The organism is Paenibacillus sp. UASWS1643 (assembly GCF_008693195.1).
GTDB lineage: Bacteria > Bacillota > Bacilli > Paenibacillales > Paenibacillaceae > Paenibacillus > Paenibacillus amylolyticus_B.
Genome location: NZ_VXKZ01000086.1, coordinates 1 through 24094, shown reverse-complemented (window position 1 = coordinate 24094; position 24094 = coordinate 1). Strand labels below are relative to the sequence as shown.

The 24094-nt window shown below is 46.8% G+C and carries 19 protein-coding genes and 1 tRNA gene; 1 reads left to right on the top strand and 19 read right to left on the bottom strand.

Features of this window, described 5'->3' with window-relative positions; translation table 11 throughout:
* Positions 1-64: 64 nt before the first annotated feature.
* The 19 genes from FE296_RS01670 to FE296_RS01580 form a co-directional block, all read right to left on the bottom strand.
* Entirely contained in the window at positions 65-1651 is a 1587-nt protein-coding gene (locus FE296_RS01670; protein WP_150364107.1) for a LysM peptidoglycan-binding domain-containing protein, read from the bottom strand.
* A 365-nt stretch (positions 1652-2016) separates the two neighbouring features.
* Positions 2017-2925 (bottom strand): RluA family pseudouridine synthase, encoded by a 909-nt coding sequence (locus FE296_RS01665; RefSeq protein WP_150364106.1) that lies wholly within the window; start codon positions 2923-2925, stop codon positions 2017-2019.
* Complete coding sequence (hemL, locus tag FE296_RS01660) at positions 2922-4226, bottom strand: glutamate-1-semialdehyde 2,1-aminomutase (RefSeq protein WP_047841187.1); 1305 nt, start codon at positions 4224-4226, stop codon at positions 2922-2924. Before hemL ends, FE296_RS01665 begins: the two co-directional genes overlap by 4 nt.
* A gap of 26 nt (positions 4227-4252) precedes the next feature.
* On the bottom strand, positions 4253-5254 hold the full coding sequence (hemB, locus tag FE296_RS01655) for a porphobilinogen synthase (RefSeq protein ID WP_017692601.1): 1002 nt from the start codon (positions 5252-5254) through the stop codon (positions 4253-4255).
* A 102-nt stretch (positions 5255-5356) separates the two neighbouring features.
* The gene (gene cobA, locus FE296_RS01650; protein ID WP_150364105.1) at positions 5357-6919 is read right to left on the bottom strand and encodes a uroporphyrinogen-III C-methyltransferase; all 1563 of its coding nucleotides are present in this window, start codon (positions 6917-6919) and stop codon (positions 5357-5359) included.
* 4 nt (positions 6920-6923) lie between these two features.
* Entirely contained in the window at positions 6924-7880 is a 957-nt protein-coding gene (gene hemC / locus FE296_RS01645; RefSeq protein ID WP_150364104.1) for a hydroxymethylbilane synthase, read from the bottom strand.
* 2 nt (positions 7881-7882) lie between these two features.
* On the bottom strand, positions 7883-8533 hold the full coding sequence (locus FE296_RS01640; protein ID WP_150364103.1) for a precorrin-2 dehydrogenase/sirohydrochlorin ferrochelatase family protein: 651 nt from the start codon (positions 8531-8533) through the stop codon (positions 7883-7885).
* A 5-nt stretch (positions 8534-8538) separates the two neighbouring features.
* On the bottom strand, positions 8539-9366 hold the full coding sequence (gene ccsA / locus FE296_RS01635) for a cytochrome c biogenesis protein CcsA (RefSeq protein ID WP_371129100.1): 828 nt from the start codon (positions 9364-9366) through the stop codon (positions 8539-8541).
* A gap of 14 nt (positions 9367-9380) precedes the next feature.
* Positions 9381-10766, bottom strand: coding sequence for a glutamyl-tRNA reductase (hemA, locus tag FE296_RS01630; protein WP_150364102.1), 1386 nt, complete (start codon positions 10764-10766; stop codon positions 9381-9383).
* A 342-nt stretch (positions 10767-11108) separates the two neighbouring features.
* Complete coding sequence (speD, locus tag FE296_RS01625) at positions 11109-11510, bottom strand: adenosylmethionine decarboxylase (RefSeq protein ID WP_091011877.1); 402 nt, start codon at positions 11508-11510, stop codon at positions 11109-11111.
* 335 nt (positions 11511-11845) lie between these two features.
* Entirely contained in the window at positions 11846-12433 is a 588-nt protein-coding gene (locus FE296_RS01620; protein WP_124117709.1) for a non-ribosomal peptide synthetase module, read from the bottom strand.
* A gap of 267 nt (positions 12434-12700) precedes the next feature.
* The gene (gene yihA / locus FE296_RS01615; RefSeq protein ID WP_124117707.1) at positions 12701-13357 is read right to left on the bottom strand and encodes a ribosome biogenesis GTP-binding protein YihA/YsxC; all 657 of its coding nucleotides are present in this window, start codon (positions 13355-13357) and stop codon (positions 12701-12703) included.
* A 156-nt stretch (positions 13358-13513) separates the two neighbouring features.
* Entirely contained in the window at positions 13514-15853 is a 2340-nt protein-coding gene (lon, locus tag FE296_RS01610) for an endopeptidase La (protein WP_091037589.1), read from the bottom strand.
* Positions 15854-15939: 86 nt separating this feature from the next.
* Complete coding sequence (gene lonB, locus FE296_RS01605) at positions 15940-17694, bottom strand: ATP-dependent protease LonB (protein ID WP_150364101.1); 1755 nt, start codon at positions 17692-17694, stop codon at positions 15940-15942.
* A gap of 166 nt (positions 17695-17860) precedes the next feature.
* On the bottom strand, positions 17861-18958 hold the full coding sequence (ispG, locus tag FE296_RS01600) for a flavodoxin-dependent (E)-4-hydroxy-3-methylbut-2-enyl-diphosphate synthase (protein ID WP_017692591.1): 1098 nt from the start codon (positions 18956-18958) through the stop codon (positions 17861-17863).
* Between the two features lie 120 nt (positions 18959-19078).
* Positions 19079-20332 (bottom strand): ATP-dependent protease ATP-binding subunit ClpX, encoded by a 1254-nt coding sequence (gene clpX, locus FE296_RS01595; RefSeq protein ID WP_036605887.1) that lies wholly within the window; start codon positions 20330-20332, stop codon positions 19079-19081.
* A gap of 12 nt (positions 20333-20344) precedes the next feature.
* The gene (gene clpP, locus FE296_RS01590) at positions 20345-20935 is read right to left on the bottom strand and encodes an ATP-dependent Clp endopeptidase proteolytic subunit ClpP (RefSeq protein WP_036605886.1); all 591 of its coding nucleotides are present in this window, start codon (positions 20933-20935) and stop codon (positions 20345-20347) included.
* 377 nt (positions 20936-21312) lie between these two features.
* Complete coding sequence (gene tig / locus FE296_RS01585; protein WP_150364100.1) at positions 21313-22653, bottom strand: trigger factor; 1341 nt, start codon at positions 22651-22653, stop codon at positions 21313-21315.
* 138 nt (positions 22654-22791) lie between these two features.
* Positions 22792-23724 (bottom strand): hypothetical protein, encoded by a 933-nt coding sequence (locus FE296_RS01580; RefSeq protein ID WP_124117785.1) that lies wholly within the window; start codon positions 23722-23724, stop codon positions 22792-22794.
* 234 nt (positions 23725-23958) lie between these two features.
* Here FE296_RS01580 and FE296_RS01575 point away from each other — a divergent pair.
* Positions 23959-24032 (top strand) — tRNA-Arg (locus FE296_RS01575).
* Positions 24033-24094: the final 62 nt, after the last annotated feature.

Below are 24094 nucleotides of genomic sequence, written 5' to 3'. Positions count from 1 at the left end.
AATCATGAAAAAACCCGTAATCCTCAAGGGGATCACGGGCCGTAACGAAGGCTTTAACTGCGAATTAAGGGATGTATAATATCTGACCTTCTTCCACAACCTGCTCAGATAATCGGTTATACAACTGAAGTTCCCTCGTGCTCAATTGATATCGATCTGCAATGGCATCCAGTGTATCTTCTCGCTGAACGATGCACAGTTTCACCTTGCGGAATGGGGTCTGGTCCACGATTGTTCCCAGAAAGAGGTTCTTCCATTCCACATCATCAGCTGGATATGTTTCTTCCTGTACCACACCCGCAGGAACCTCATCGCCTCGCTCCACTTCAGCATCGCGTGCCGCTCTGCCGGAGGATAACAAGGAGGAGATACCCACGCCCTCTTCTTGCCGTGGCGCGGATTCTTTTTTGCTGCCAAAAGCAACCTTCAGCTCCGGCTTGTCTTCCGTCTCAGCCACAGGTTCAGGAACAAATGCTTCGTTCTGTACGAACTCGTCTACCCCAGTCGCTTCAAAAGACGGTCGGTCTTCCTCAGCGTTGCCTGGTTCGGACGAAGCAAATACACCTTGCCAGTTCTCCGCCTGTGATTCGCCCGGGACATCGGCAACTGCCTGATTCTCCTGCTGAGGTACAGATCTCGCTGATTCGAAATGCCATACTTCAGGTCCGTCCGGCACATCTGGTGCTGCGAACTCATTAGATGATTGAGCAGCAGGCTCTGGGACTGCTTGATCTGCACTTCTCGAGTTCGCAGGCAATGCATCCACCGAAGGCTCGGACCAACCCGAAGACTCATCTTCCAGAGGCAGCAATGGTTCCGACTCAGGGTAAGAAGCTAACCGATCTGCGGTCTCAGCCATAAATGACGAGATCGGAGAAGGTTCGCTGTATTGCTCATGAGATGCCAATTCATCCCCATTCGCTGTCAGAGAGGCGGGATCTTCGTTTGCATCAGGTTGTCTGTTTTCGTTAGCGTACTCTGCACTTTGCTCCTCAGATTGAAGTGGCTCTTCCGATGACGAATCCGCATATTCCTGCTGCCATTCTTCGCTATTCCTTAATGTCTCTTCCCTTGTGGACAGGTCAGCGAATTCCGGAGCACCATAGGCAAGTTCTGCTGCATTCGCAAGTCTCTCTTCCTCACTCCGCTGGAGCAGGTACTCTTGTGCAAATGTGTTGGGGTCGCTGCTGCCTGTCTGTGCTGCTTCATCGGAACGGTTGGATTGCTGAGCATCAGGTGAGTGGACAACTGTAAACTCATCTGCTGACCACACTTGTGGCTCTTCAACAGGAAAGCCCTCGATACCTCGCAGCGACAACACGCCTGTAATGTTCAGACTGCGATTGGATAACAGATCCACGTCAAAATTTTCGATCTCGATGGAAATATCCTCAATCGATCTGACCCGGTTCAGCGGCACTGTGATCTCCACGGGAATGAAATGTTTGAGCTCCTCTGAAGCCTCATTTTCTCCTCTGTACGCACCTGTAAGTAAAAGATGTCCTCTTAACGTGGCATGATCATCCTGCCCTATGACTTGAATGCGCGGGTATAGTTCAATCTCCTCCAATTCCTCAATCGCAGGGACTCCCTCAGACAAATGAACGCGCTCATAAATATCGAACCGCAAACCATAAGGTTGATTCAACAAAGGTGGCGTCCTCCTTTCGGCATATGTTCACCATGATCCTTCTCATGGGACTGATCCATGGTCCAAATCCTTCGTTACCCCATCTATATGCCTTGAATGAGATGAGCATGCCACCTTTTGAAAAACCTTGTTATATAAAGCGAAATAGAGAATGTTGCACCTAGCCACTTCGATGACAGAATAACCTTCCGATCACTGTTATCCCCAGATTTTTCGATTCCCTTCTTCAAAGGGAAAATCCGGGGATAGCTTATGCTTCCGAAGCAGCTTTCTTTCAGAAAGTTTTTAGGCGAACGCTCCGTTTCTTCACGTTATTTCTGTCTTCTCCGTTCTCGTGTAACTAGTAAAGTTCGCTCTATATTCATTTATGAATACACCTTTTCACGTTCTGCCAATTGTGTGAAATCGGGCGGCCAAGGGTCATCCACTTCAATCACGGCTCCGGTTAAAGGATGACTAAACTTAAGCATCTCTCCGTGAAGTGCTTGTCGCCCAATGACATCCGCTCTACCTCCATACAACGCATCACCAATAAGCGGGTGTCCCGCGTAACTCAGGTGTACACGAATTTGGTGTGTACGTCCTGTATCCAGCTTTAATCGTACAAGGGTTGCTCGTTCCCATACTTCGACAATCTCCACATGGGTAACAGCTTCCTGTCCACCTTCCGAGACACGCCTGCGCTGTTTGTGATGTCTGTCCTTGCCAATGGGAGCATCAATTTTGTGGAGTTCAAGGGGAATTTGTCCACCTGCAATGGCAACATAATGGCGGCCAATCTCTTTGCGACGCATCGCTTCATCCAGTTTGGCGAGGGCAAAAGCATTTTTGGCATACAGAACAGGTCCGGTTGTATCCTCATCCAGTCGATGAACATGGCGTACGCTTGCCTGTATTCCGTTCATTTCATAATAAGAGGCAACCACATGATCCAGCGTGATGGCCTGATCGGCACGGTTTCCATCTGGATGCAGTTTCATGCCTGCCGGTTTGTGCATAACCAGACAGAAATCATCCTCATACAATACATCCACATCAGCCCAGCGTGACTCAACATCGATTGGCTGGGACGCAAAAAGGGCCAGCCGAAGCCGGTCCCCTGCAAGTTGTATTCCTCGGTTTGCTTTCAGCTGACGGAGCAGTTTCTCCGGAAACTGCAGCTCAGACAATAGCCATTGCTCTGCGGCCATCTGTTTGTCCAAACTGCCTGTTACGGCTTTCCCTGGCATCAGCTCCAGCCATTCCCCGCGGCGTTTCCAACTTTTGATGGTCATAGCGATTGAAGAGCTTTACGATTCGCCTCAATCGTATCGTCAATATCCTGCTCCGTGTGCACACCAGAGACAAACATGCCTTCGTATTGCGAAGGCGCAACACTCACACCTTGATCAATCATGGCCGCAAAATAACGACGGAATTGATCCAGATTGCTTTCTTTGGCAATATCATAATTGGTTACTGGAACGGCACTGAAGAATGGACAAACCATGGAACCCACACGGTTAATGGTTATCGCAATACCCGTCTCAGCTGCATTTTTCTCGAATCCGGCTTGCAGACGTGCAGACAATGTCTCCAGACGGTCATAGACCTCTGGTGTTAACAATTTGAGCGTGGTATACCCTGCTGCCATAGCCAGCGGATTCCCGCTCAATGTACCTGCCTGATAGATCGGTCCCGTAGGTGCAATCTGTTCCATCAGATCCCGACGACCACCATAAGCACCAACCGGGAGTCCGCCACCGATAACTTTACCCAGACAAGTCAGGTCAGGTGTAACCCCATACCGTCCCTGAGCACAGTTCAATCCTACGCGGAAACCGGTCATGACTTCGTCAAAAATAAGCAGACTGCCATATTGGGTCGTCAAACTGCGCAGGCCTTCAAGGAAACCGGAAGCCGGAGGTACAACCCCCATGTTACCTGCCACAGGTTCCACAATAACAGCGGCCAGTTCTTCACCATAACGTTCAAAAGCAAGCTTAACGGACTCCAGATCGTTGTAAGGTACCGTAATTGTATTCACAGCTACACCTTCAGGTACACCTGGACTATCCGGTAGACCCAGTGTTGCAACACCTGAACCCGCTTTGATCAGCAAGCTGTCCGCATGTCCATGATATGATCCTTCAAACTTCAGAATTTTACTGCGTCCGGTTACCCCGCGTGCCAGTCGAATGGCACTCATCGTTGCTTCCGTACCGGAATTAACCATCCGCACGATATCGATAGAAGGTACACGCTCACAGACCAGCTTTGCCATCTCGGTCTCCAGCAAGGTAGGCGCACCAAAGCTTGTTCCTTTGAGGGCTGTCTCACGCAAAGCTTCTACAACGTCAGGGTGTGCATGTCCCATAATGAGTGGGCCCCACGATCCCACATAGTCAATAAAAACATTGCCATCAATATCGTAGATTTTGGACCCTTCGCCGCGTTCTGCATAGATCGGAGTAAGTCCCACCGATTTGAATGCGCGTACAGGGCTGTTCACACCCCCGGGTATGTACTGCTTAGCTTCCTCAAACGCGCTGCGTGAGCGCTCATCATTGCGTCGATTACCTTGTTGTGCAGTCATGAATATCCTCCTTAATATAATTTATTTTATTTCTCAGCCAACCAGCGTGAAGCGTCTTTTCCGTAGTAGGTAATGATCATATCTGCACCTGCGCGTTTCATGCTGAGCAGGATTTCCATGGCAACTTTTTTCTCATCGATCCAGCCTTGAATCGCCGCGGCCTTAACCATGGCATACTCGCCACTTACATTATAGGCAACAAGCGGAAGATCAAATTGATCCTTAATCGTACGCATGACATCAAGATAGGACAACGAAGGTTTAACCATCAACATGTCCGCTCCTTCGAGCACATCCGTCTCTGCTTCACGTAAAGCTTCACGCGCATTGGCCGGGTCCATCTGATATGATTTGCGGTCCCCGAATTGCGGCGTTGAATCTGCTGCTTCGCGGAATGGGCCATAGAATGCCGACGCATATTTGACAGAGTAGGACATGATCGGAATATGACTGAATCCATTCTCATCCAGCCCGGCACGGATTGCCTGTACAAATCCATCCATCATGTTGGACGGTGCAATGATGTCCGCTCCTGCTTTGGCTTGAGACACTGCCGTTTGCACGAGCAGATCCAGTGATTCATCATTTAATACATCTCCGCAGATATGGCCGTCAATCTCCACGGTGTGTACCATACCGCAGTGACCATGATCCGTGAATTCACACAAGCAAGTATCCGCAACAACCAGCAATTCCGGGTACCAGGATTTGATCAATCTCGTCGCTTCCTGCACAATGCCATCTTCAGCGAAGCCAGATGAACCCACACTGTCCTTAGTCTCGGGAATACCGAACAATAACACGGCTGGAATTCCCAGCTCGGCAATTTCCGTTACTTCCTCCTGAAGACGATCCAGCGAGAAGCGGAATACGCCAGGCATGGATTTAATTTCGGATTTTACATTCTCTCCATACGTCACATAGATCGGTTGAATAAAGTCATCCACGGTTAGATGGGTCTCTCTGACCATATTACGAATACCTGTAGATTGGCGTAAACGGCGATGCCGTACAATTGGAAAACTCATACGTGTAAAACCTCCCTGAAAGTTAAATAGAGCAAAAAGGGAAGCGCGCTGGTATCCTATCGAATTCAGCACGCTTCATATGTTGACATGATTACATGTGTATTAATTTCGAAGAGCGCCTTCTTTGGTGCCTGTCCGTTTCCAGTCGCATAGCACTGTGATCAAGCTATCCATCGTTGCTTCCTCTGCCATCAGTGTAACCTTTAGTCCAGCGGCTTCTGCCGTTTTCGCTGTAACAGGTCCGATACACGCAACCTCCACATCTTTCAATAAAGGCAGTGGATCTTGCAGTCCCATACGTTTCAACATACTCATGAAATTGGTAACCGTCGATGAACTTGTAAAGGTCACCGCATGAATACCACCTTCTTCAAGCAGCTTAAGCAGTTCGTCATCATCCTCACCAGCGAGGATCGTATCGTAGGTGATGGCTTCAGTGACTTGAAGCCCTCGTTCTCTCAACTGGTCACATAACCATGTACGGGCCAGATCACCGTGCGGAAGCAGTACGTTCTGGCCTTCCTTCAGTTCACTTTCAAAAGCCTCAAGCATGCCTTCGGCCTGGAAAGGACCTTTGACCACCTCAGCAACGATGCCATGTTTGCGCAAAGCGTCTGCTGTGGAAGGTCCTACGGCAGCAATTCTCGCTTGATGAATCGAGCGAATATCCTTGCCCTCCTGTTCCAGATGGCGGAAGAAAAACTCCACGCCGTTCACACTTGTGAAAAACACCCAGTCATAGGTATTTAAAGCACTGAAGGCGTCTTTGACACTTTGCTGCGCAGATTCACTGGACGGCATGACCGTCTCAATAACTGGAAACTCATACGGTTCGCCGCCGAGTTCCTCAATGCGATTCACCAGTTCACTCGCCTGACTGCGAGCACGGGTTACCAGAATTCGTTTGCCAAACAGCGGCAGCGCTTCTGCCCATTTCAACTGTTCCCGCTGATTGACGACATCTCCCACCACAATAACAGCTGGTGGTTGGAAATTGGCTGCGATCACTTTCGCTTCTATATCTTCAAGGGTACCTATAAGGGTATCCTGTTCCGCTCGTGTTCCCCAACGAATCAGAGCTACCGGTGTTTGCGCTGGACGACCATGACGAATCAATTGTTCGCTGATATATCCAATTTTGGCAACCCCCATCATAAATACAAGTGTGCCCGTTGCATTCGTCACTTTATCCCAATGGATACTGCGATCAAGCTTGTCCGGACTCTCGTGCCCCGTAATAATAGAGATGGAAGATGCATAGTCACGGTGAGTGACGGGAATCCCGGCATACGCAGGTACACTTATTGCAGCGGTAACCCCAGGTACAATTTCAAACGGAATTCCGTTTTTGTGCAGCAAACCCGCCTCTTCGCCTACACGTCCAAAGATCGTCGGGTCGCCACCCTTAAGTCGAACTACAACCTTGCCTTCAAGCGCCAGATCAACCAACAGTTGATTGATCTCTTCCTGTTTCATCGTATGCCGATCCGGGCGCTTGCCCACGTAAATCTTTACTGCGCCGGGTTTCATTTGTTTCAACAATCTCGGACTTGCCAAACGATCATAGACTACAGCATCAGCTTTACCGATGGATTCCCACCCTTTTACCGTAATCAGCTTTGCATCGCCAGGACCTGCCCCTACCAAAAAGACCTTTCCCACCATGTCTTCATCCCCTAACTTCTGCCAGTATCTGCTCTGCTCCCCGTTCAATCAATCTCCAAGCCACTTCTTCACCCAGACGAACCGGGTCCTTGCCGATCAGAACTTCCTTAAGAATCAGTCCACCATCCGGCGTACCGACCATACCTGTTAATTGTAACGTGTTTTCACCATTCAGGGAATCTGCATCTTGCTGAGGCACCCACACCGCATGAGCACCGATCGGAACCTGGCAGCCCCCATTCAATACACTGAGAAAACGGCGTTCCGCCTGTACAGGAAATGCTGTCTCAGGATCATTATACAGCTGCAGCAAGTGCAACAGTTCCTCATCGTCTTCACGACATTCGATACCAAGCGCGCCTTGACCCACTGCCGGTAGGCAAGCTGTTTCAGTCAGGTACTCTGTGATTCGGTCTTCCCAGCCCATACGGTACAATCCTGCAGCTGCCAGAATAATCGCATCGAATCCTTCGGTCTCCAGCTTCCGCAGACGGGAATCAATATTGCCGCGAATCGATTCCAATTGCAAATCTGGACGATAGGCTTTCAATTGACTCGATCGGCGCAGACTGCTTGTTCCGACTCTAGCTCCTTCTGGCAGTTGATCCAGAGTTAGTTCACCATTAGAGATCAGCGCATCCCGTGGATCTGCACGACGGGGAATAGCACCATTGATTAATCCTTCGGGTAACTCGGAAGGCATATCCTTCATGCTATGCACAGCCATATCAATCGTACGATCAAGCATCGCTTGTTCAATCTCTTTGACAAACAAACCTTTGCCTCCGACTTTTGACAACGTTACATCCAGAATGAGATCTCCCTTGGTAACAATCTTATGTACTTCAAAGTCAAAAGCTAATCCTTCCCGCTCACAAATATCGCGTAAATCCTGAATGACATGGCCTGTCTGGGTTAGCGCAAGCGCGCTCTGTCTACTTCCAACTTTAATTGTACGCATATCTACACTTCCTCCTGATTACGGGATATCCAGTCCCCGATTTCTTCTTCGGTCCACCACCGAAAATGGCCTGTACGAATATCTTCTAATATGTGCATTTCAGTTAACTGCCGAAGCAACGTACTTCTGAGACTTGAACATGATACGCGTGACTTCACCTCGGTCCTCATCTGGTGCAAAAACTCAAGGTACGTCTCATACTCATCACCGAACTGTTGTTCGAGTGTGGCACGTATCTCCGCAGCTGCTGCCGGTCCCGCTCCTGCTGTGGATATCGCTATGCTTAATCTCCCGCGCCTTACCACGCTTGGTGTAATAAAGCTGCTGTGCTTCGAAGACATTGCGTCATTCACCAATATGCCCGCAGCCTCAGCATCCCGAACCACAGTTGAATTGACCTCTGAATGGTCAGTCGCTGCATATACGAGAAAGGCCCCCCGCAAATCTCCATTGCGGTAGGACCGGTCTATCCATTGAATTCGGGATTCATGATGCAGTTGTTTTAATACGGGAGTAAGCTCCGGACTAATGACCGTAATCTGTGCCTCGGCATGCAGCAATCCCTTAATTTTACGTTCGGCAACACGTCCACCACCAACCACGCAGCACTTCTTGCCTGAAGTATTCACAAATATCGGTGTGTAACGGTCCATCCCCTTCACTCTCCCGTCCAACGATGAAACGCTGAATACGCATTGGATAAAAAACTTATAATGACAAATCCGTACCCGATCAGTGTCCATCTTGCCATGATAATTGTAGAGAACTGTTTCCTTCTCTTGGATACGAAGTAACCCACATAGATGGCTATAGCAAGACCTGTCGAAATAACTTTGAGATCCAAGAGTAGAATCCAACGTCTTTCCGCCACAATGGATAATACGGCAAGCATCACAGAAACACCAAGGAGCGGTGTTCCTATCAACGTAGCACCATCCATATACTTACCGATCACTTCCAGGCTTGGCAGCCGTCGCATCGTATCATTCCACTTTTTTTTCTTCAACTTACGGTGCAAGAACAGATATAACAAGGCAAATACCGTAGCAACGGTTAACGCCGCAAAACCAAGATTCGCCAAGGTAATATGCATGATAAGTAATCCATGTACCGTTTGCCAGTTATGCAATGATATCTCTCCGGCCGTAAACCACAGTCGGTTTAATACCGTAACGGAAAAACCTACAACATTCAGCAACAAAATCACAAATTCGGAACGCTGGATGCGAGTCATGACCAGAGACATCAGTACAATACTGAATGAAAATATAAACAAAAAATCAAAGGTGGTGTAGATGGGGAAATGGCCTTCAGTCCACATGCGCAATATAACATGCGTTACCTGCAATCCCCAAACAACGACAAGAAACCCTGTGCCTGTCCGCTTCGCCCCCGCATTGCGTCGAATGCAGTCCGAGAAATAGAACAGTAGGCTCAGGGCATACATATAGATTAGAGCTTCATAGACTTGTTCAGCAAGGGTCAAGCTGCCCACCCGCCTTATACGCCTGCCGGAGCATAAGCCGACACGGGGTCTTGCCGGTTTTCGTTAAAGTGAGCAGCTGGTTTCGCCAGAGCTGTGGCATCACTCTGACTCACTTTTTCAGCGGCCATCTCTACTGCATCTTCCAGAGCGAAAATCTGAGTAAACATGCGCAGAGCTTCATCACCTTGCTTCGTGCCTGCCATTTCCTTAATCCGATTAATCGGATCTGTCGTCATTTGGTTCACAATACTCTTGGTCAAACGACGAATGACTTTACGTTGATGTTCATCGAGCTCAGGCAGTTTATTAAACAGGCTATCCATCGTTTCTTCATGAATGGAGACACCTTTTTCCTGCAAAGCGCGAATAACGGGACGAACACCCAACGTTTTGAGCCAATGGTAATAATCCTCCATCTCAAGCTCGATCATTCTCTCAATCTTGGCAGCTTCCACCTTACGCATCTCCAGGTTGCTCTCCACGATTCCTTCCAGATCATCAATGTCATAGAGAAATACATTGGAAATTTCACCAATCGCCGGATCAATATCGCGTGGAACCGCAATATCAATCAGGAACAATGGACGAGATTGACGACGCTTCATGCTCTCCCGTACCACTGCTGCATCCATGACATAACGTTCAGCTCCAGTGGAACTAATCACAATATCAACTTCATTAAGTCGATATAATGCCTGTTCCATCGTACAAGGTGTGCCCCGGAACTTGGCTGCCAATTCTTCTGCTCTTGCAAGCGTACGATTCGCCACGATGACCTCGGATGCCCCGTTGGCATAGAGATGTTTCACGGTTAGTTCACTCATCTTGCCGGCACCCAAAATGAGCACCTTCTTGTCTGTGAACATGCCAAAAATCCTCTTACCGAGTTCAACAGCAGCATAACTGACAGATACGGCGCTCTCCCCGATGGAAGTCTCCGAATGTGCCCGTTTACCCAATGTAACTGCCTGCTTAAATAACTTATTAAACCAGGTACCTGTTGATTTCTCTTCCTGCGCTTTAAGAAAAGCCTGTTTCACCTGTCCAAGAATCTGAGTCTCACCAATGACCATGGAATCTAGTCCGCAGATGACACGGAACAAATGGCGCATGGCTTGATCATCTTCATATATATATAAGTGTTGCGTAAATTCTTCCCGTGGTACATTAAACCATTGTTCCATGAATGTTCGAATAAAATAACCACACATGTGAAGACGGTCCACCACAACATACAACTCGGTACGGTTACATGTGGCTACGATTACACCTTCCAATACACTCTTGGTCAGCTTGAGCTGCTGCAGCGCTTCAGACAAATCCTTTTCTGCAAATGTGAATCGTTCCCTAACCTCTACAGGCGCCGTGCGATAATTCAAACCAACGACAACGATGTGCATTGCAAGTTCACCTGCCTAATAAATTTCCAATCAAAGTGCTTACTGCATATGTCTATCCATTTATGATTGACATGGTTAATTATATCACACATCATAGCCGTGACCGGGTCATTTTTATGAAATGTTTATGAAATCACCATGTTCATCATCATATGCACTGTCATTTATTGTAGTGTCTCACCAAAGTTCACTGTTATGCGTTAAAAAGTGTCGATTATGAATATTCATAACAATACGCATATTAAAACAAATAGCCATGGAATTATCCCATGACTATTAAAGTTTGGGAGGTTATGTGTCCATCCCGATATGTGAACATTGTGTATGCAATATATTTTTTATTTAAACCCGTTCAGTCTGGTTGTTCATCTCTGGTGTTTCAACCTGCAATTCGCCCAATCCACGTACCAACTTCTTTGCATACGTTTTTTCAGGCTTTAATACGGATACCAGGTAGTCAATAGCAAGCTGTGGATCTACAGTCTCCCCACATGTGTAACAATCAATCGCTGCAAAACCTCTCTCAGGATACGTATGAATGGAGAGATGGCTCTCAGACAATAGTACAAGTACGGTCGCTCCCTGTGGATCAAACTGCTTGGATTGTACGGACATCACTGTCGCGCCACATGCCTCCGCTGCTTCAACCATTTGGGCTTCCAGATACTCTGCATTGTTCAGTAGATTAAAGTCGACACCCCAAGTATCAACAGCAACGTGTCTTCCGAAAGTTGAATATTCCATCCTTCGGTTCCCCTTTCCTAGGAATAAAATGTTTGAAAAATTTCATCCGCTAGGACCTACGTCATTCACTTCCCGAGGGAAAAATCTCTCGCAACATATAATGTCCTGAGTGAATCCTGGTTCCTATATTGTTTTCAACGAGATTAAAAATAACATTGAATCAGAGTGAAATCAACCCTTTTCCAGAAGATTGTAAAATAAATGTTTTCAATTCGGAATATTCGATTTCACATCAAAAAATCCCCCTGAAACCTCCGCATTGGCGAGTGCCACTGCCCGGAAGATACAAGGGAATTCATTATATACATATACGTTTATAAACATACAATTTTAAGCTAATAAGCTTCAAGCTCAAACAATCGTTTTTGATGACGAGCAAGCGTCTCATCAATATGATGGAGCTGATCAGCAGTCGCATCTTTTCTAGTATCCAGCAGTGAATCGATCTCGGCATACACACGGTTGATTTCGCGTTCTACATCTCTGGCCTGGAACAGATGTTGCAATTCAAGCAACGTATTTTTGTATTCATAGATCACTCGGGTGTTCTCCCCGGTCTTCTCCACAATTTTGCGGACAGTGCCTTGAGCATAAACATACGTCATGGTGAACCCTTTATAGATCCGATGAACGACCCCGTCACCTTTAAAAGTCACAAAGAGCTTCCGGACAACATTGGTCAGATGCAGATTCACCAGGCGGCAAGATAACTCACAGATATAAAACCCTTCTATGCGGTCAAAAGGGAAATGCACTTCTTCTCCACTTACATCCCCCAGCACAACCTCCTGACAACCATTGTCCAACACCTTAACCCGGTGATGAAGCCTGCCATCATCTGTCATGCGCAAAAACTGATGCATCTGGGGTTCTGACAATTTCAAAGTGGCCTTAACATACTCTGTGGCTAACCGCTGAGCCATACAAATCCCTCAATTCTTTCCCGATTGTTTTGTCATCCTGCACATGTAGCAGTCATCTCAAAATTCTTCAGGCCGGCATGGCCGGTAATTTTGGTACTGTTGGCAATATGCACCTATGCTCATTATACACTACCCTAACGTTATTTTTCTCCAGATCCAGATGATGAATTCTCACGAAATTCCATAAAAAACCGGATTAATCTTGATCTCATCAAAGATTCACTTAGCATGCTCACTTTCCTGCACTAAAACGGTATACTATCTCGGTTATCCGTTAATTTCGTTGGTTTCTTCCTCATCAGAAGCACCCTCTGCTTCCAGCACTGGTGCATATTTATCTATCCGGGCATGGCGGGTAATGATATCCCATAACTCTTCTTTCCCCAATCCCTCTTCGGATGAAAACGGTACAAACAAATCCCCTGAACGAAGACCCAGTGATTCCTTAATGACTTTGATATGTTTGGCTCTGCGTGTTTTTGGAATCTTGTCCATCTTGGTCGCTACGACAACCAAAGGCAATCCATTATGACGAAGCCACTCATTCATCATCTTGTCATCCTTGGATGGCTCATGTCTCATATCCACCATCTGCATAACCAGTTTCAATTCTTCACGTCCCAACAAGTATTTCTCCATCATTTTGCCCCAGGCAAAGCGTTGCTCTTTGGAAACTTTAGCGTAGCCATATCCCGGGAAATCGACGAAGTAGAGATCCTGATTAATTTTATAATAGTTGAGTTGCTGTGTCTTACCCGGTGTTGAGCTCGTCCGAGCCAAATTTTTACGATTGATCAAACGGTTGATCAGGGAAGATTTTCCCACATTGGAGCGTCCCGCCAAAGCAATCTCTGGCAGACCGTCCTCGGGGTATTGTTCAGGCCGAACGGCACTGATAATAAATTCAGATTGATTTACTTTCATATTGTATCTTTCCTCTCTTGAACGCCTGTGCTATGCATCACCTGTTGAAGGTATTATGCCATGGATTGTTCTATCATACCAAAAAAACCGTTCCAGCGGACGCCGAAGCCTCCGCAGAACGGTCTAATCTTCATACGAACCTTTCGGATACGTGGATTACAGGTGAATTCCTGTCTGCTCAACAAGTGCATGCTGCAATACCTGATCCATATGGGCTACAGGGACAAACTCCACATCTTCCTTGATGCTGTCTGGAATGTCACGCAGGTCCCGTTCGTTATCCTTAGGCAATAATATTTTTTTATAGCCGGCACGATGGGCTGCCAGTGATTTCTCTTTCAGGCCACCAATCGGCAGCACACGTCCACGTAGTGTTATTTCACCAGTCATCGCGATATCCTTGGACACATGTTTGTTCGTCAAGGCTGAGATTAACGCTGTTGCCATCGTAATCCCGGCAGATGGACCATCCTTCGGAATCGCTCCTTCCGGAACGTGGATATGGATATCGTTCTTCTCATGGAAGTCAGGCGAAATTCCAAGCTGTGTAGCTTTGGAACGGGTGTAACTGAATGCGGCTTGTGCCGATTCCTTCATGACATCCCCAAGTTTACCTGTGAGAGTCAATTTACCTGTTCCAGGCACAACAGTCACTTCAATGACAAGGGTATCTCCACCCACTTCAGTCCACGCCAGACCTGTTACGGTACCAATCTGGTCTTCCAGTTCGGCCATACCATAACGGAACTTGCCAGGTCCAAGGTAGTCTTTGATCTCATCTGATGAGATGTTAATCTGACCTTCCACACCAGATACGATGTTTTTCGCAGCTTTTCGGCACAACGAAGCCATCTGCTGTTCCAGATTACGCACACCTGACTCCCGTGTATATTCACGAATTACACGCAACAACGCGTCATCCGGGATTTCCAATTGCTCTTCTTCCAGACCATGGTCCTGCTTCTGTTTGGGCAACAAATAGTTTTTCGCAATTTGCAGCTTCTCCAGCTCCGTGTAACCAGGGATGTTGAGCATTTCCATCCGATCCAGCAATGGACGCGGAATATTGTGTACCGTGTTGGCAGTTGTTATAAACATAACGTTGGATAAGTCAAACGGCAATTCGACAAAGTGATCACTAAACGTATTATTCTGTTCCGGATCAAGCACCTCAAGTAACGCTGCGGAAGGATCTCCGCGGAAGTCTGAAGCCATCTTATCGATCTCGTCCAGCAGGAATACCGGATTCAGTGAACCTGCCGTTTTCATCCCTTGGATGATACGCCCAGGCATTGCTCCTACATAGGTGCGTCGGTGACCACGAATCTCGGCTTCATCACGTACGCCGCCAAGAGATATTCTTACAAACTCCCGCCCCAGCGATCTGGCGATCGAACGAGCAAGTGATGTTTTACCGACCCCTGGAGGTCCAACCAGACAGAGAATTGGCCCTTTGAGTTTCTTGACGAGCTTCTGGACAGCCAGATATTCAAGCACACGCTCTTTGGGCTTTTCCAGTCCGTAATGATCTGCATTGAGCACATCTTCGGCTTTTTGGATATCCAGATCATCCGCTGTCATCTGACTCCAAGGAAGGCCAAGCAGCCAATCCACGTAGTTGCGAATGACTCCGCCCTCGGCTGAACTTGCAGGCATTTTCTCCAGTCGATCAATTTCTTTCTCGACCTTTTCTTTCACCTTGTCCGGCAAGCCGAGTTCTTCCATCTGAGTGCGAAGTTCCTCGACCTCACCCGCGCGGCCTTCTTTTTCACCCAGTTCTTTCTGGATCGCTTTCATCTGCTCGCGCAAATAATATTCCTTCTGCGTTTTCTCCATCTGTTTCTTCACACGTTGGCTGATCTTGCGTTCAAGCTCCAGCACTTCGCGCTCATTGTTCAGGATATCCAGCAATTTCTCCAGACGTTCCCGCACGTCGATGGTCTCCAGAATTTCCTGTTTATCCTTGATCTTCAAAGACAGGTGACTCGTGATGACATCGGCCAGACGCCCTGGTTCTTCGATGTCAGACACCGCTGCGAGTGTCTCTGGTGTCACTTTTTTGGACAGATTAATATAATTCTCGAACTGGTTCAGAACGGTACGCATCAAGGCATCCGTCTCCGGATGGGTATTCTCCTCTTCAGGCAGTTCTTTTGCCAGTACTTCATAATATTCCTCGTTGTCCGTATATTCAATAATTTCAGCCCGTTCCAAGCCTTCCACGAGTACACGAATCGTACCGTTCGGAAGCTTCAGCATCTGTCTGACCTTGGCCACGGTTCCGATTCTGAAAATGTCCTCTTGTGTTGGTTCTTCAATATTTACTTCGGCTTGGGAACATAGGAGAATCAGATGTTCTTCTACCATCGCTTTTTCTAAAGCCTTGACCGATTTCTCCCGGCCCACATCGAGATGCAGTACCATACTCGGGTAGACGAGAAGTCCTCTTAAAGGCAGTAAAGGAAAACGACGACCTTTCGCTTTGCTCGGTCCCATCGCTTTCGCACCTCCAATGGCTCTCAGGTTGTAGTCATTCATTATTCTATCAAATGTTCACATAAAAAACCAATGAAGGGAAGCGCTTAGCAGCTTCCCGAATCTGTAACCTGTCCTGGACGAGGCACGTCCGCACGCAAATAGGAAGCGGATGCCGGTGGAAAAATCTCCGGTGCAGGTGCAACTGTCTCCTCTGCAAGCTTCGTTTGTTCCATCTGTTGTAATTCCGGAACCCAGTCGAACACTTCACGGAATACGTCCTGTACCGTATCTACCGGGATAACGCGCAAGCCATCCAGATTCTCAAAAATGGACTGCCAGTTCTCCGCAGGAATAATAACGGTCTTCGCTCCTGCCTGAAAGGCAGCCTCCACCTTGGCCAGCACGCCACCAATAGGCTTAACCCTACCATGAATACTGATCTCGCCAGTCATCGCTATCTCATGATCCACAGGGCGTCCCTGAATGGCTGATGTAATGGCAGTCGCCATCGCAATCCCGGCAGATGGACCATCAATAGGCGTCCCACCTGGGAAGTTCACGTGTAAATCGTAATCATTCGGACGAATACCCATGGCTTTTAATACGGTTAACACATTTTCAACCGACCCTTTGGCCATACTTTTTCGCCGGAGTGTACGCGAACCGCCTCCAATCTCTTCTTCATCCACAACGCCTGTAATGTTGATTCGGCCTTGATCTTTAAGAGCCGGAACAGCAGACACTTCGATCTCCAAAATGGTTCCCATATTCGGTCCGTATACCGCCAAGCCATTAACAAACCCCACCTGCGGCTGTGTAGGGACCTTCCGATCAGGCCGTGGCTGAATCTGGCTGCTACCCGCCACCCACTCCACATCAGACGCCTGAAGCGTCTCACGCTTCTCTGTCAGCGCAAGTCCAGCAGCCAGCTGGATGATATTGACTGCTTCACGTCCATTGGTTGCATATCGCTTGACCACATCAACGGCATCCGGACATGGACTGAACCCTATTTTCTGAACAGCATCCTCTGCAATTCGCCCAATCTCCTCAGGCAACAAAGGACGGAAATAAACTTCCATGCAGCGGGAACGCAAAGCTGGTGGCAGTTCATGAGGCGAACGAGTCGTTGCTCCAACAAGGCGGAAATCGGCCGGCAGGCCATTTTGAAAAATATCGTGGATATAAGCAGGAGTATGCGTGTCTTCCGAGTTATAGTACGCACTCTCCAAAAACACCTTGCGATCCTCCAACACTTTCAACAGCTTATTCATCTGAATCGAATGTAATTCACCAATTTCATCAATAAAAAGCATTCCTCCATGCGCTTTCGTCACAGCGCCCGGTTTTGGTTGGGGAATACCAGCAACGCCCATAGCTCCTGCTCCCTGGTATATCGGATCATGAACCGAACCAATTAAGGGGTCCGCAATACCACGCTCATCAAAACGGGCTGTTGTTGCATCCAGCTCCGTGAATTTGGCGTCTGGCTTGAAAGGAGAAGATGGATTCTTCTTGGCCTCTTCCAACACAACCCTTGCGGCAGCTGTCTTCCCGACTCCGGGAGGGCCATAAATGATAACATGTTGCGGATTCGCACTGCATAATGCAGCTTTAAGGGCACGCAACCCATCTTTTTGCCCAACAATATCGTTAATGGTAGCTGGACGCGTCTTCTCCGACAGCGGCTTGGTGAGTGAGATCGAACGCAGCTTGCGCAGCTTCTCCAGTTCCTTGCGAGATTCACGCTCAACGGCACTGCGGTTTGTTTTCTGGCCACGCAGCAGGTTCCAGAAATACAAACCAATCACCACTCCAAAAAATAACTGAATCAACATGATGACCATACCAAATTCCATGTCTTCACATCCTCCTATTTTGTCGCTATTCTCATATGAGATCATGCTAATACTTGGTAGTATAGCCTTTTCAACGCGACGTAAACGGGCGATGCGGAATTTGTATGCGAGAAAATAAAAAGCCCGCCATTGCTGACGAGCTTTTGTTGTAACAGATATGAATCAATCAGTGCGAACGACCAGGAATAACACCTGTCTCTTCGTAGGCTTCGACGATTTTGTCGATCTCTTTTTTTAATTCCTCAACCATGATTTCTTCAGGCACTTTACGGATCATCTTGCCGTGACGGAACAAGAGACCTTCTCCACGAGCACCGGCAATCCCGATATCCGCTTCTTTGGCCTCACCTGGACCATTAACCGCACAACCCAATACCGATACTTTAATCGGCACCTTCAGTTTGGAGATATACTCCTCCACTTCGTTGGCAATGGAGAACAGGTCGATATCCAAACGTCCACACGTTGGGCAGGAGATCAATGTAGCTGCATTTGTGATGAGTCCAAATGTTTTGAGCAGATCACGAGCAACCTTGATTTCTTCTACAGGGTCCGCACTCAGTGAGATCCGCATCGTTGAACCAATACCCATAGAGAGTAAGGCTCCCATACCTGCGGAGCTTTTGATCGTACCGGAGAACAATGTACCCGCTTCGGTAATCCCGAGATGCAACGGATACGGAATGATTTGAGCAGCTTTGGTATACGCCTCAATCGCCATCGGCACATCCGATGCTTTGAGAGACACGATGATATCATGGAAATCAAGCTCTTCCAAAATACCAATGTGATACAATGCACTTTCTACCATGGCATCTGCCGTAGGATACCCGTACTTCTCAAGGAGATGGTTTTCCAAAGACCCCGCATTTACTCCAATCCGAATCGGAATGCCGCGGTCTTTACAAGCCTTAACCACTTCTTCCACTTTTGCACGTTTACCGATGTTACCTGGATTAATCCGAACTTTATCGATGCCGTTCTCAATCGCAAGTAAAGCCAGCTTATAGTTAAAATGAATGTCCGCTACTAGCGGTATATTAATGCGTTTTTTGATTTCCTTGATGGCTGCGGCAGCTTCCTCATTATTCACCGTTACACGTACCACTTGACAACCCGCTTCTTCCAGTCGCAGAATCTCTGCAACCGTTGCTTCAACGTCTGCCGTTTTGGTTGTACACATACTTTGGATAATGACTTCGTTACTGCCACCGATCGTTACGTTTCCCACTTTTACGGGACGTGTATCCTGTCTTAAATACATGAGTGATTTCTCTCCCCACAACGTCAAAGCTCCACCCTGACAGAGACATGAATTCGCCTTCTGCCAAAGTGGAGAACTGACAAGTCTATATTTCAGAGTTCAACGGGATTCAGGCCTTTATTAGGCGCTCTCTTCCTGCTTATCGTCCTTCGATTGGCTTAGTTCAGGCACGACTCTTTTCTCAACAACTTCTTCGGTAATGACACAGTTCGTAACATCTTCACGTGAAGGCACTTCATACATGATTTCCAGCATGATACCTTCAATGATGGCACGCAATCCACGTGCACCTGTGTTACGTTTAATTGCTTCTTTTGCAATCGCGAGCAATGCAGCTGGTTCAAATACCAGATTCACATTATCCAGCTCAAGCAGTTTTTGGTACTGTTTGGTAAGCGCGTTTTTTGGTTCGGAAAGAATCCGTACCAGCGTATCTTCATCCAGTGGCTCCAAAGTGGAGATGACTGGCAGACGGCCTACAAATTCCGGAATCAGACCAAATTTCAGCAAATCTTCCGGCAATACCATACCCAGGTATTCACCTGGTTTCAGATCTTTTTGCTCAGAAACGGTATTGAAGCCAATGACTTTTTTACCGATCCGGCGTTTGATCATTTGCTCCAGACCATCAAAGGCACCGCCGCAAATGAACAGGATATTCGTTGTATCGATCTGAATGAATTCTTGATGAGGATGTTTACGACCACCTTGTGGTGGTACAGAAGCCACAGTTCCTTCAAGAATTTTCAAGAGAGCCTGTTGCACACCTTCGCCCGATACATCACGGGTTATGGATGGGTTTTCGGATTTACGCGCTACTTTATCAATCTCATCGATATAAATAATGCCACGCTCTGCTTTTTCCACATCATAATCAGCAGCTTGAATCAGTTTGAGCAGGATGTTCTCTACATCCTCACCTACATAACCCGCTTCTGTTAATGACGTAGCATCCGCAATAGCAAAAGGAACATTCAAAATTTTTGCCATCGTTTGCGCAAGCAACGTTTTTCCAGAACCTGTTGGTCCTAACAACAAAATGTTACTCTTTGACAATTCAACGTCTTCAATTTTGCTTTGTGTGTTGATCCGTTTGTAGTGATTATACACGGCAACAGACAATGATTTTTTCGCTTGTTCCTGTCCAATAACATATTGATCCAGAATATTACGAATTTCTTTTGGTTTCGGAATATCTTTCAGGTCTACTTCTTCATCATGACCAAGTTCTTCCTCAACGATTTCGGTGCAAAGTTCGATACATTCATCACAAATATACACGCCTGGTCCAGCGACCAACTTGCGTACCTGCTCCTGAGATTTACCGCAAAAAGAGCATTTCAATTGCCCTTTCTCATCGTTAAATTTAAACATGAAACCACCCCTTTAGGAATTGATCGGTCTACTGAGCACCTGGTCAATAATGCCGTACGTCTTAGCTTCTTCAGCGCTCATGAAGAAGTCACGGTCTGTATCCCGCTCAATTTTCTCAAGAGGTTGACCCGTACGATCGACGTATATTTGATTCAGTTTCTGACGTGTTTTAATAATCCATTCTGCGTGTATCTTAATATCTGCAGCCTGTCCTTGAATGCCGCCAAGCGGCTGATGAATCATTACTTCGCTGTTTGTCAGCGCATATCTCTTGCCAGGTGCACCGGCTGTTAGCAATAACGAGCCCATGCTTGCTGCCATCCCTACGCAAATGGTAGATACATCCGGCTTGATAAATTGCATCGTATCGTATATACCCATCCCTGCGGTGACAGAACCACCAGGTGAGTTAATGTACAAGCTGATATCCTTCTCAGGATCGTCGGCTGCCAAAAACAAAAGCTGTGCTATGACAAGATTGGCTACATCGTCATCAATCGCACTGGTTAGAAAGATAATGCGATCTTTCAGCAAACGCGAATATATATCGTAAGACCGCTCGCCTCGATTGGTTTGTTCTATAACCATTGGCACCAGACTCATGAGACCAACCTCTTTTCTACATGTAATTAGACATAGGCCACCTGTAAAGCAAACCCAAATTCATTCTAACACTTTCCTGTGACAATGTCATTTTTCACAAGAGGGGTCAGACATTCGTTTGTTTACTTTTTAGCCTGATCATATTTAACCATGTTTTCTATGTATGTGCAAATTGAAGCCATCCTATGCCGTCTTGCCGTTTTTTATTTCATGAAGTACATAGGTATGTAAAAAGTGTACGTGGATCAATAAAATTAGTATTCATCCATATAATTACTTCATTTTCTATAAAATGGATGTCATAATTTAAAAATAAGGCACGCAATAATTCACGTGCCTTATCGTTTATTCAACTGACAAGTTGATAACAGCTTGTCTTATTTTTCGTCAGCTTCTGCAACAACTTCTTCAGCTGGAGCTTCAACTGGTTCAACAACTGTGCTGTTCTCAACGAGAACATCAATCGTTTTACGCAGTTTTACTTCATCGCGAAGGCTGTCCAGGGAACCATTACCTTCGAGGATGCCACGGATCTCATCAGCAGGACGCTTGTAAGATTCAGCCATTTTCTCGAGTTCTTGATTCACTTCTTCGTCAGATACTTCAATGTTTTCCGCTTTACCTACAGCTTCAAGCACCAGGTTGTTGCGAACACGTTTGGAAGCATCTTCTTGCATTTGTCCTCTCAGGTCAGCTTGAGTCTGGCCAGAGAAGCTCAGGAACATTTCAAGGTTCATACCTTGGTTACGCAGACGGTTGTCGAAATCACGCATCATGTTTTGTACTTCGCTCTCAACCATTGCAGCAGGAATGTCCACTTCAGCGTTCTCAGCCACTTTTTCTACAACTGCATTTTCTTGTGCAGCTTTGGCTTCGTCAGCTTTACGGGATTCCAATTGTGTTTTCAGGTCAGCTTTGTACTCTTCAAGTGTGTCGAATTCGCTAACATCTTTAGCAAACTCATCATCCAATGCAGGAAGCTGTTTGCGTTTGATTTCGTGAATTTTCACTTTGAATACTGCTTGTTTGCCAGCAAGTTCTGCTGCATGGTAGCTCTCTGGGAAAGTCACTTCTACGTCTTTGAAGTCACCTGTGGACAGACCCACAACTTGTTCTTCAAATCCAGGAATGAATGTGTTGGAACCCAGTTCCAGGGAATAACGCTCAGCTTGTCCACCTTCGAAAGGTACACCATCAACGGAACCGTCGAAGTCGATTACTGCAACGTCGCCGTTAGCAGCGGAACCTTCGTCAATTACAACGAGTTCAGCGTGACGTTGTTGAAGACGCTCAAGTTCTTCAGTCACTTCTGCGTCAGTTACTTCACCTTTTGCTACAGCAACTTCGATTCCTTTGTACTCACCAAGAGTAACTTCAGGTTTCACAGTTACTTTTGCTTTGAACTTGAATGTTTGTCCTTTAGCGAATTGTTCAACATCTACGTCAGGACGATCAACCGGGAAGATATCCGTTTGGTCGATTGCTTCTGTATAAGCTTCAGGAAGCAAAATGTCGATTGCTTCTTGATAAAGGCTCTCTACACCAAAACGTGCTTCGAAGATGGAACGTGGTACTTTACCTTTACGGAATCCAGGTACGTTTGCTTGTTTAACCACTTTATTAAAAGCTTTGTCGAGTGCTGCAGTTACACGATCTGCATCCACTTCAACCTCAAGAACCCCAAGGTTCTTCTCTATCTTTTCCCAAGTTGCTTTCATTGTATACTTTCCCCTCCAAAATTCACATGTTCACGTAGGCAATCACGTACAAAATAACCATTTTAGTATAAACAAGATTAGATTCTTTTTCAAGGGGAATCCCTTGATACGGTTTAAGGAAAACGTTTCCGGCCTCGATTAACCATCCAAACCGGCAGATACAAACTGTTTCATGGAACGATAAGCCTGCTCCAGTCGAAAGCGCATCGCGCCTGTCACAGCATACATTGAGCGGGTATTCTCCTCATCATGCGAACCACCCAGACTGTCTGCAACGGTCATATGTAGAGCTGCTGCCCATATATCTGTCATGGAATCATTTTCTTCCAGCATCGATACATAATCACGGGTTCCATACACCGCCATGACATATTGTATCCACAGTTCCTGGGCAAAATAAAAGAGCGTAGGTTCATGAACCTCCGTCTGATCTGCCACTCGTTCCAGAATCTGAACGATTTGGATTGGGAATTCCTCTGGTCTAAGAGGCACGGTGTCGATTTCGACCTCAACCTGCTCTTCGCCTCTCGTAAACAGGATCATACCTTGAACACCTCGGCGACGCAAGGTTTGCAGCACCCGGAATTGAAGCAGAGGGTGAAGCGACTTATCTTTTAACCAACTCGTAAGTGCCTCGTCAATCTTCGGCAGATCAAGATAAGCCAGCTGCTCCAAAGCCAGCATCGTCTGTTCAGACAGCGGCTCCTCCATGACTGTGCGAAGCATCTTATCTGCATAGCCATCATCCTGTTCAAGCTTCATTCGGGCATGATGCCGTGCCATGTCTTCCTCACTAATCTCTTCTTCTTCTCGTTCTTCAAGCACGACAGGCGAGGTTTCTTCATATTGAGGAAACGCAGCCTGAAGCCATTCAAGCAGGGCCCGCCATTCATCATAGTGGCGCTCTTCCTGTCCCTGACATTGCAGCAAAAAGTGAAGCAATTTCATCGCTTCACCATACCGTTCATTTTCAAGCATAACTGTCAATTGAATCTGGTAATAGTCCAGCGTCTTAGGAAACAGCACAATATTGTTGTTATGCTCGGTTTCCGGGGTCGTGGATTCCTTAATGGGAGCACCTCCTCTATATCCTGAATCTCCAGTTGGAATCAACCTAAATAGATGTATATATTAAAACAATTGTTGATCTATTTTTTGAGTTCTCCTGATATTCTAACATAACCTTAAATATAATGAAAAAAACGTTACTGCCGCCAAATATCATATACGAAATACAGTTTAAAATAAAATGCTTGATATTCCTGTATGCATATGATAAAATCAATTTTGCTTGAAAAAATTCATGTCTCAGTAGCTCAGCTGGATAGAGCAACGCCCTTCTAAGGCGTCGGTCGGGGGTTCGAATCCCTCCTGGGACGTCTTAAAAAGAAGCTTCCTTCGGGAAGCTTTTTTTGCGTTCTGGGGATGAGAACCCCAACGG

Bases quoted from the DNA above. Each gene is read 5' to 3' on its own strand.
- FE296_RS01665 (WP_150364106.1), bottom strand. From the start codon at position 2,925: ATGACCATCAAAAGTTGGAAACGCCGCGGGGAATGGCTGGAGCTGATG.
- hemL (WP_047841187.1), bottom strand. From the start codon at position 4,226: ATGACTGCACAACAAGGTAATCGACGCAATGATGAGCGCTCACGCAGC.
- hemB (WP_017692601.1), bottom strand. From the start codon at position 5,254: ATGAGTTTTCCAATTGTACGGCATCGCCGTTTACGCCAATCTACAGGT.
- cobA (WP_150364105.1), bottom strand. From the start codon at position 6,919: ATGGTGGGAAAGGTCTTTTTGGTAGGGGCAGGTCCTGGCGATGCAAAG.
- hemC (WP_150364104.1), bottom strand. From the start codon at position 7,880: ATGCGTACAATTAAAGTTGGAAGTAGACAGAGCGCGCTTGCGCTAACC.
- FE296_RS01640 (WP_150364103.1), bottom strand. From the start codon at position 8,533: ATGGACCGTTACACACCGATATTTGTGAATACTTCAGGCAAGAAGTGC.
- hemA (WP_150364102.1), bottom strand. From the start codon at position 10,766: ATGCACATCGTTGTCGTTGGTTTGAATTATCGCACGGCGCCTGTAGAG.
- speD (WP_091011877.1), bottom strand. From the start codon at position 11,510: ATGGAATATTCAACTTTCGGAAGACACGTTGCTGTTGATACTTGGGGT.
- FE296_RS01620 (WP_124117709.1), bottom strand. From the start codon at position 12,433: ATGGCTCAGCGGTTAGCCACAGAGTATGTTAAGGCCACTTTGAAATTG.
- yihA (WP_124117707.1), bottom strand. From the start codon at position 13,357: ATGAAAGTAAATCAATCTGAATTTATTATCAGTGCCGTTCGGCCTGAA.
- lon (WP_091037589.1), bottom strand. From the start codon at position 15,853: ATGGGACCGAGCAAAGCGAAAGGTCGTCGTTTTCCTTTACTGCCTTTA.
- lonB (WP_150364101.1), bottom strand. From the start codon at position 17,694: ATGGAATTTGGTATGGTCATCATGTTGATTCAGTTATTTTTTGGAGTG.
- ispG (WP_017692591.1), bottom strand. From the start codon at position 18,958: ATGTATTTAAGACAGGATACACGTCCCGTAAAAGTGGGAAACGTAACG.
- clpX (WP_036605887.1), bottom strand. From the start codon at position 20,332: ATGTTTAAATTTAACGATGAGAAAGGGCAATTGAAATGCTCTTTTTGC.
- clpP (WP_036605886.1), bottom strand. From the start codon at position 20,935: ATGAGTCTGGTGCCAATGGTTATAGAACAAACCAATCGAGGCGAGCGG.
- tig (WP_150364100.1), bottom strand. From the start codon at position 22,653: ATGAAAGCAACTTGGGAAAAGATAGAGAAGAACCTTGGGGTTCTTGAG.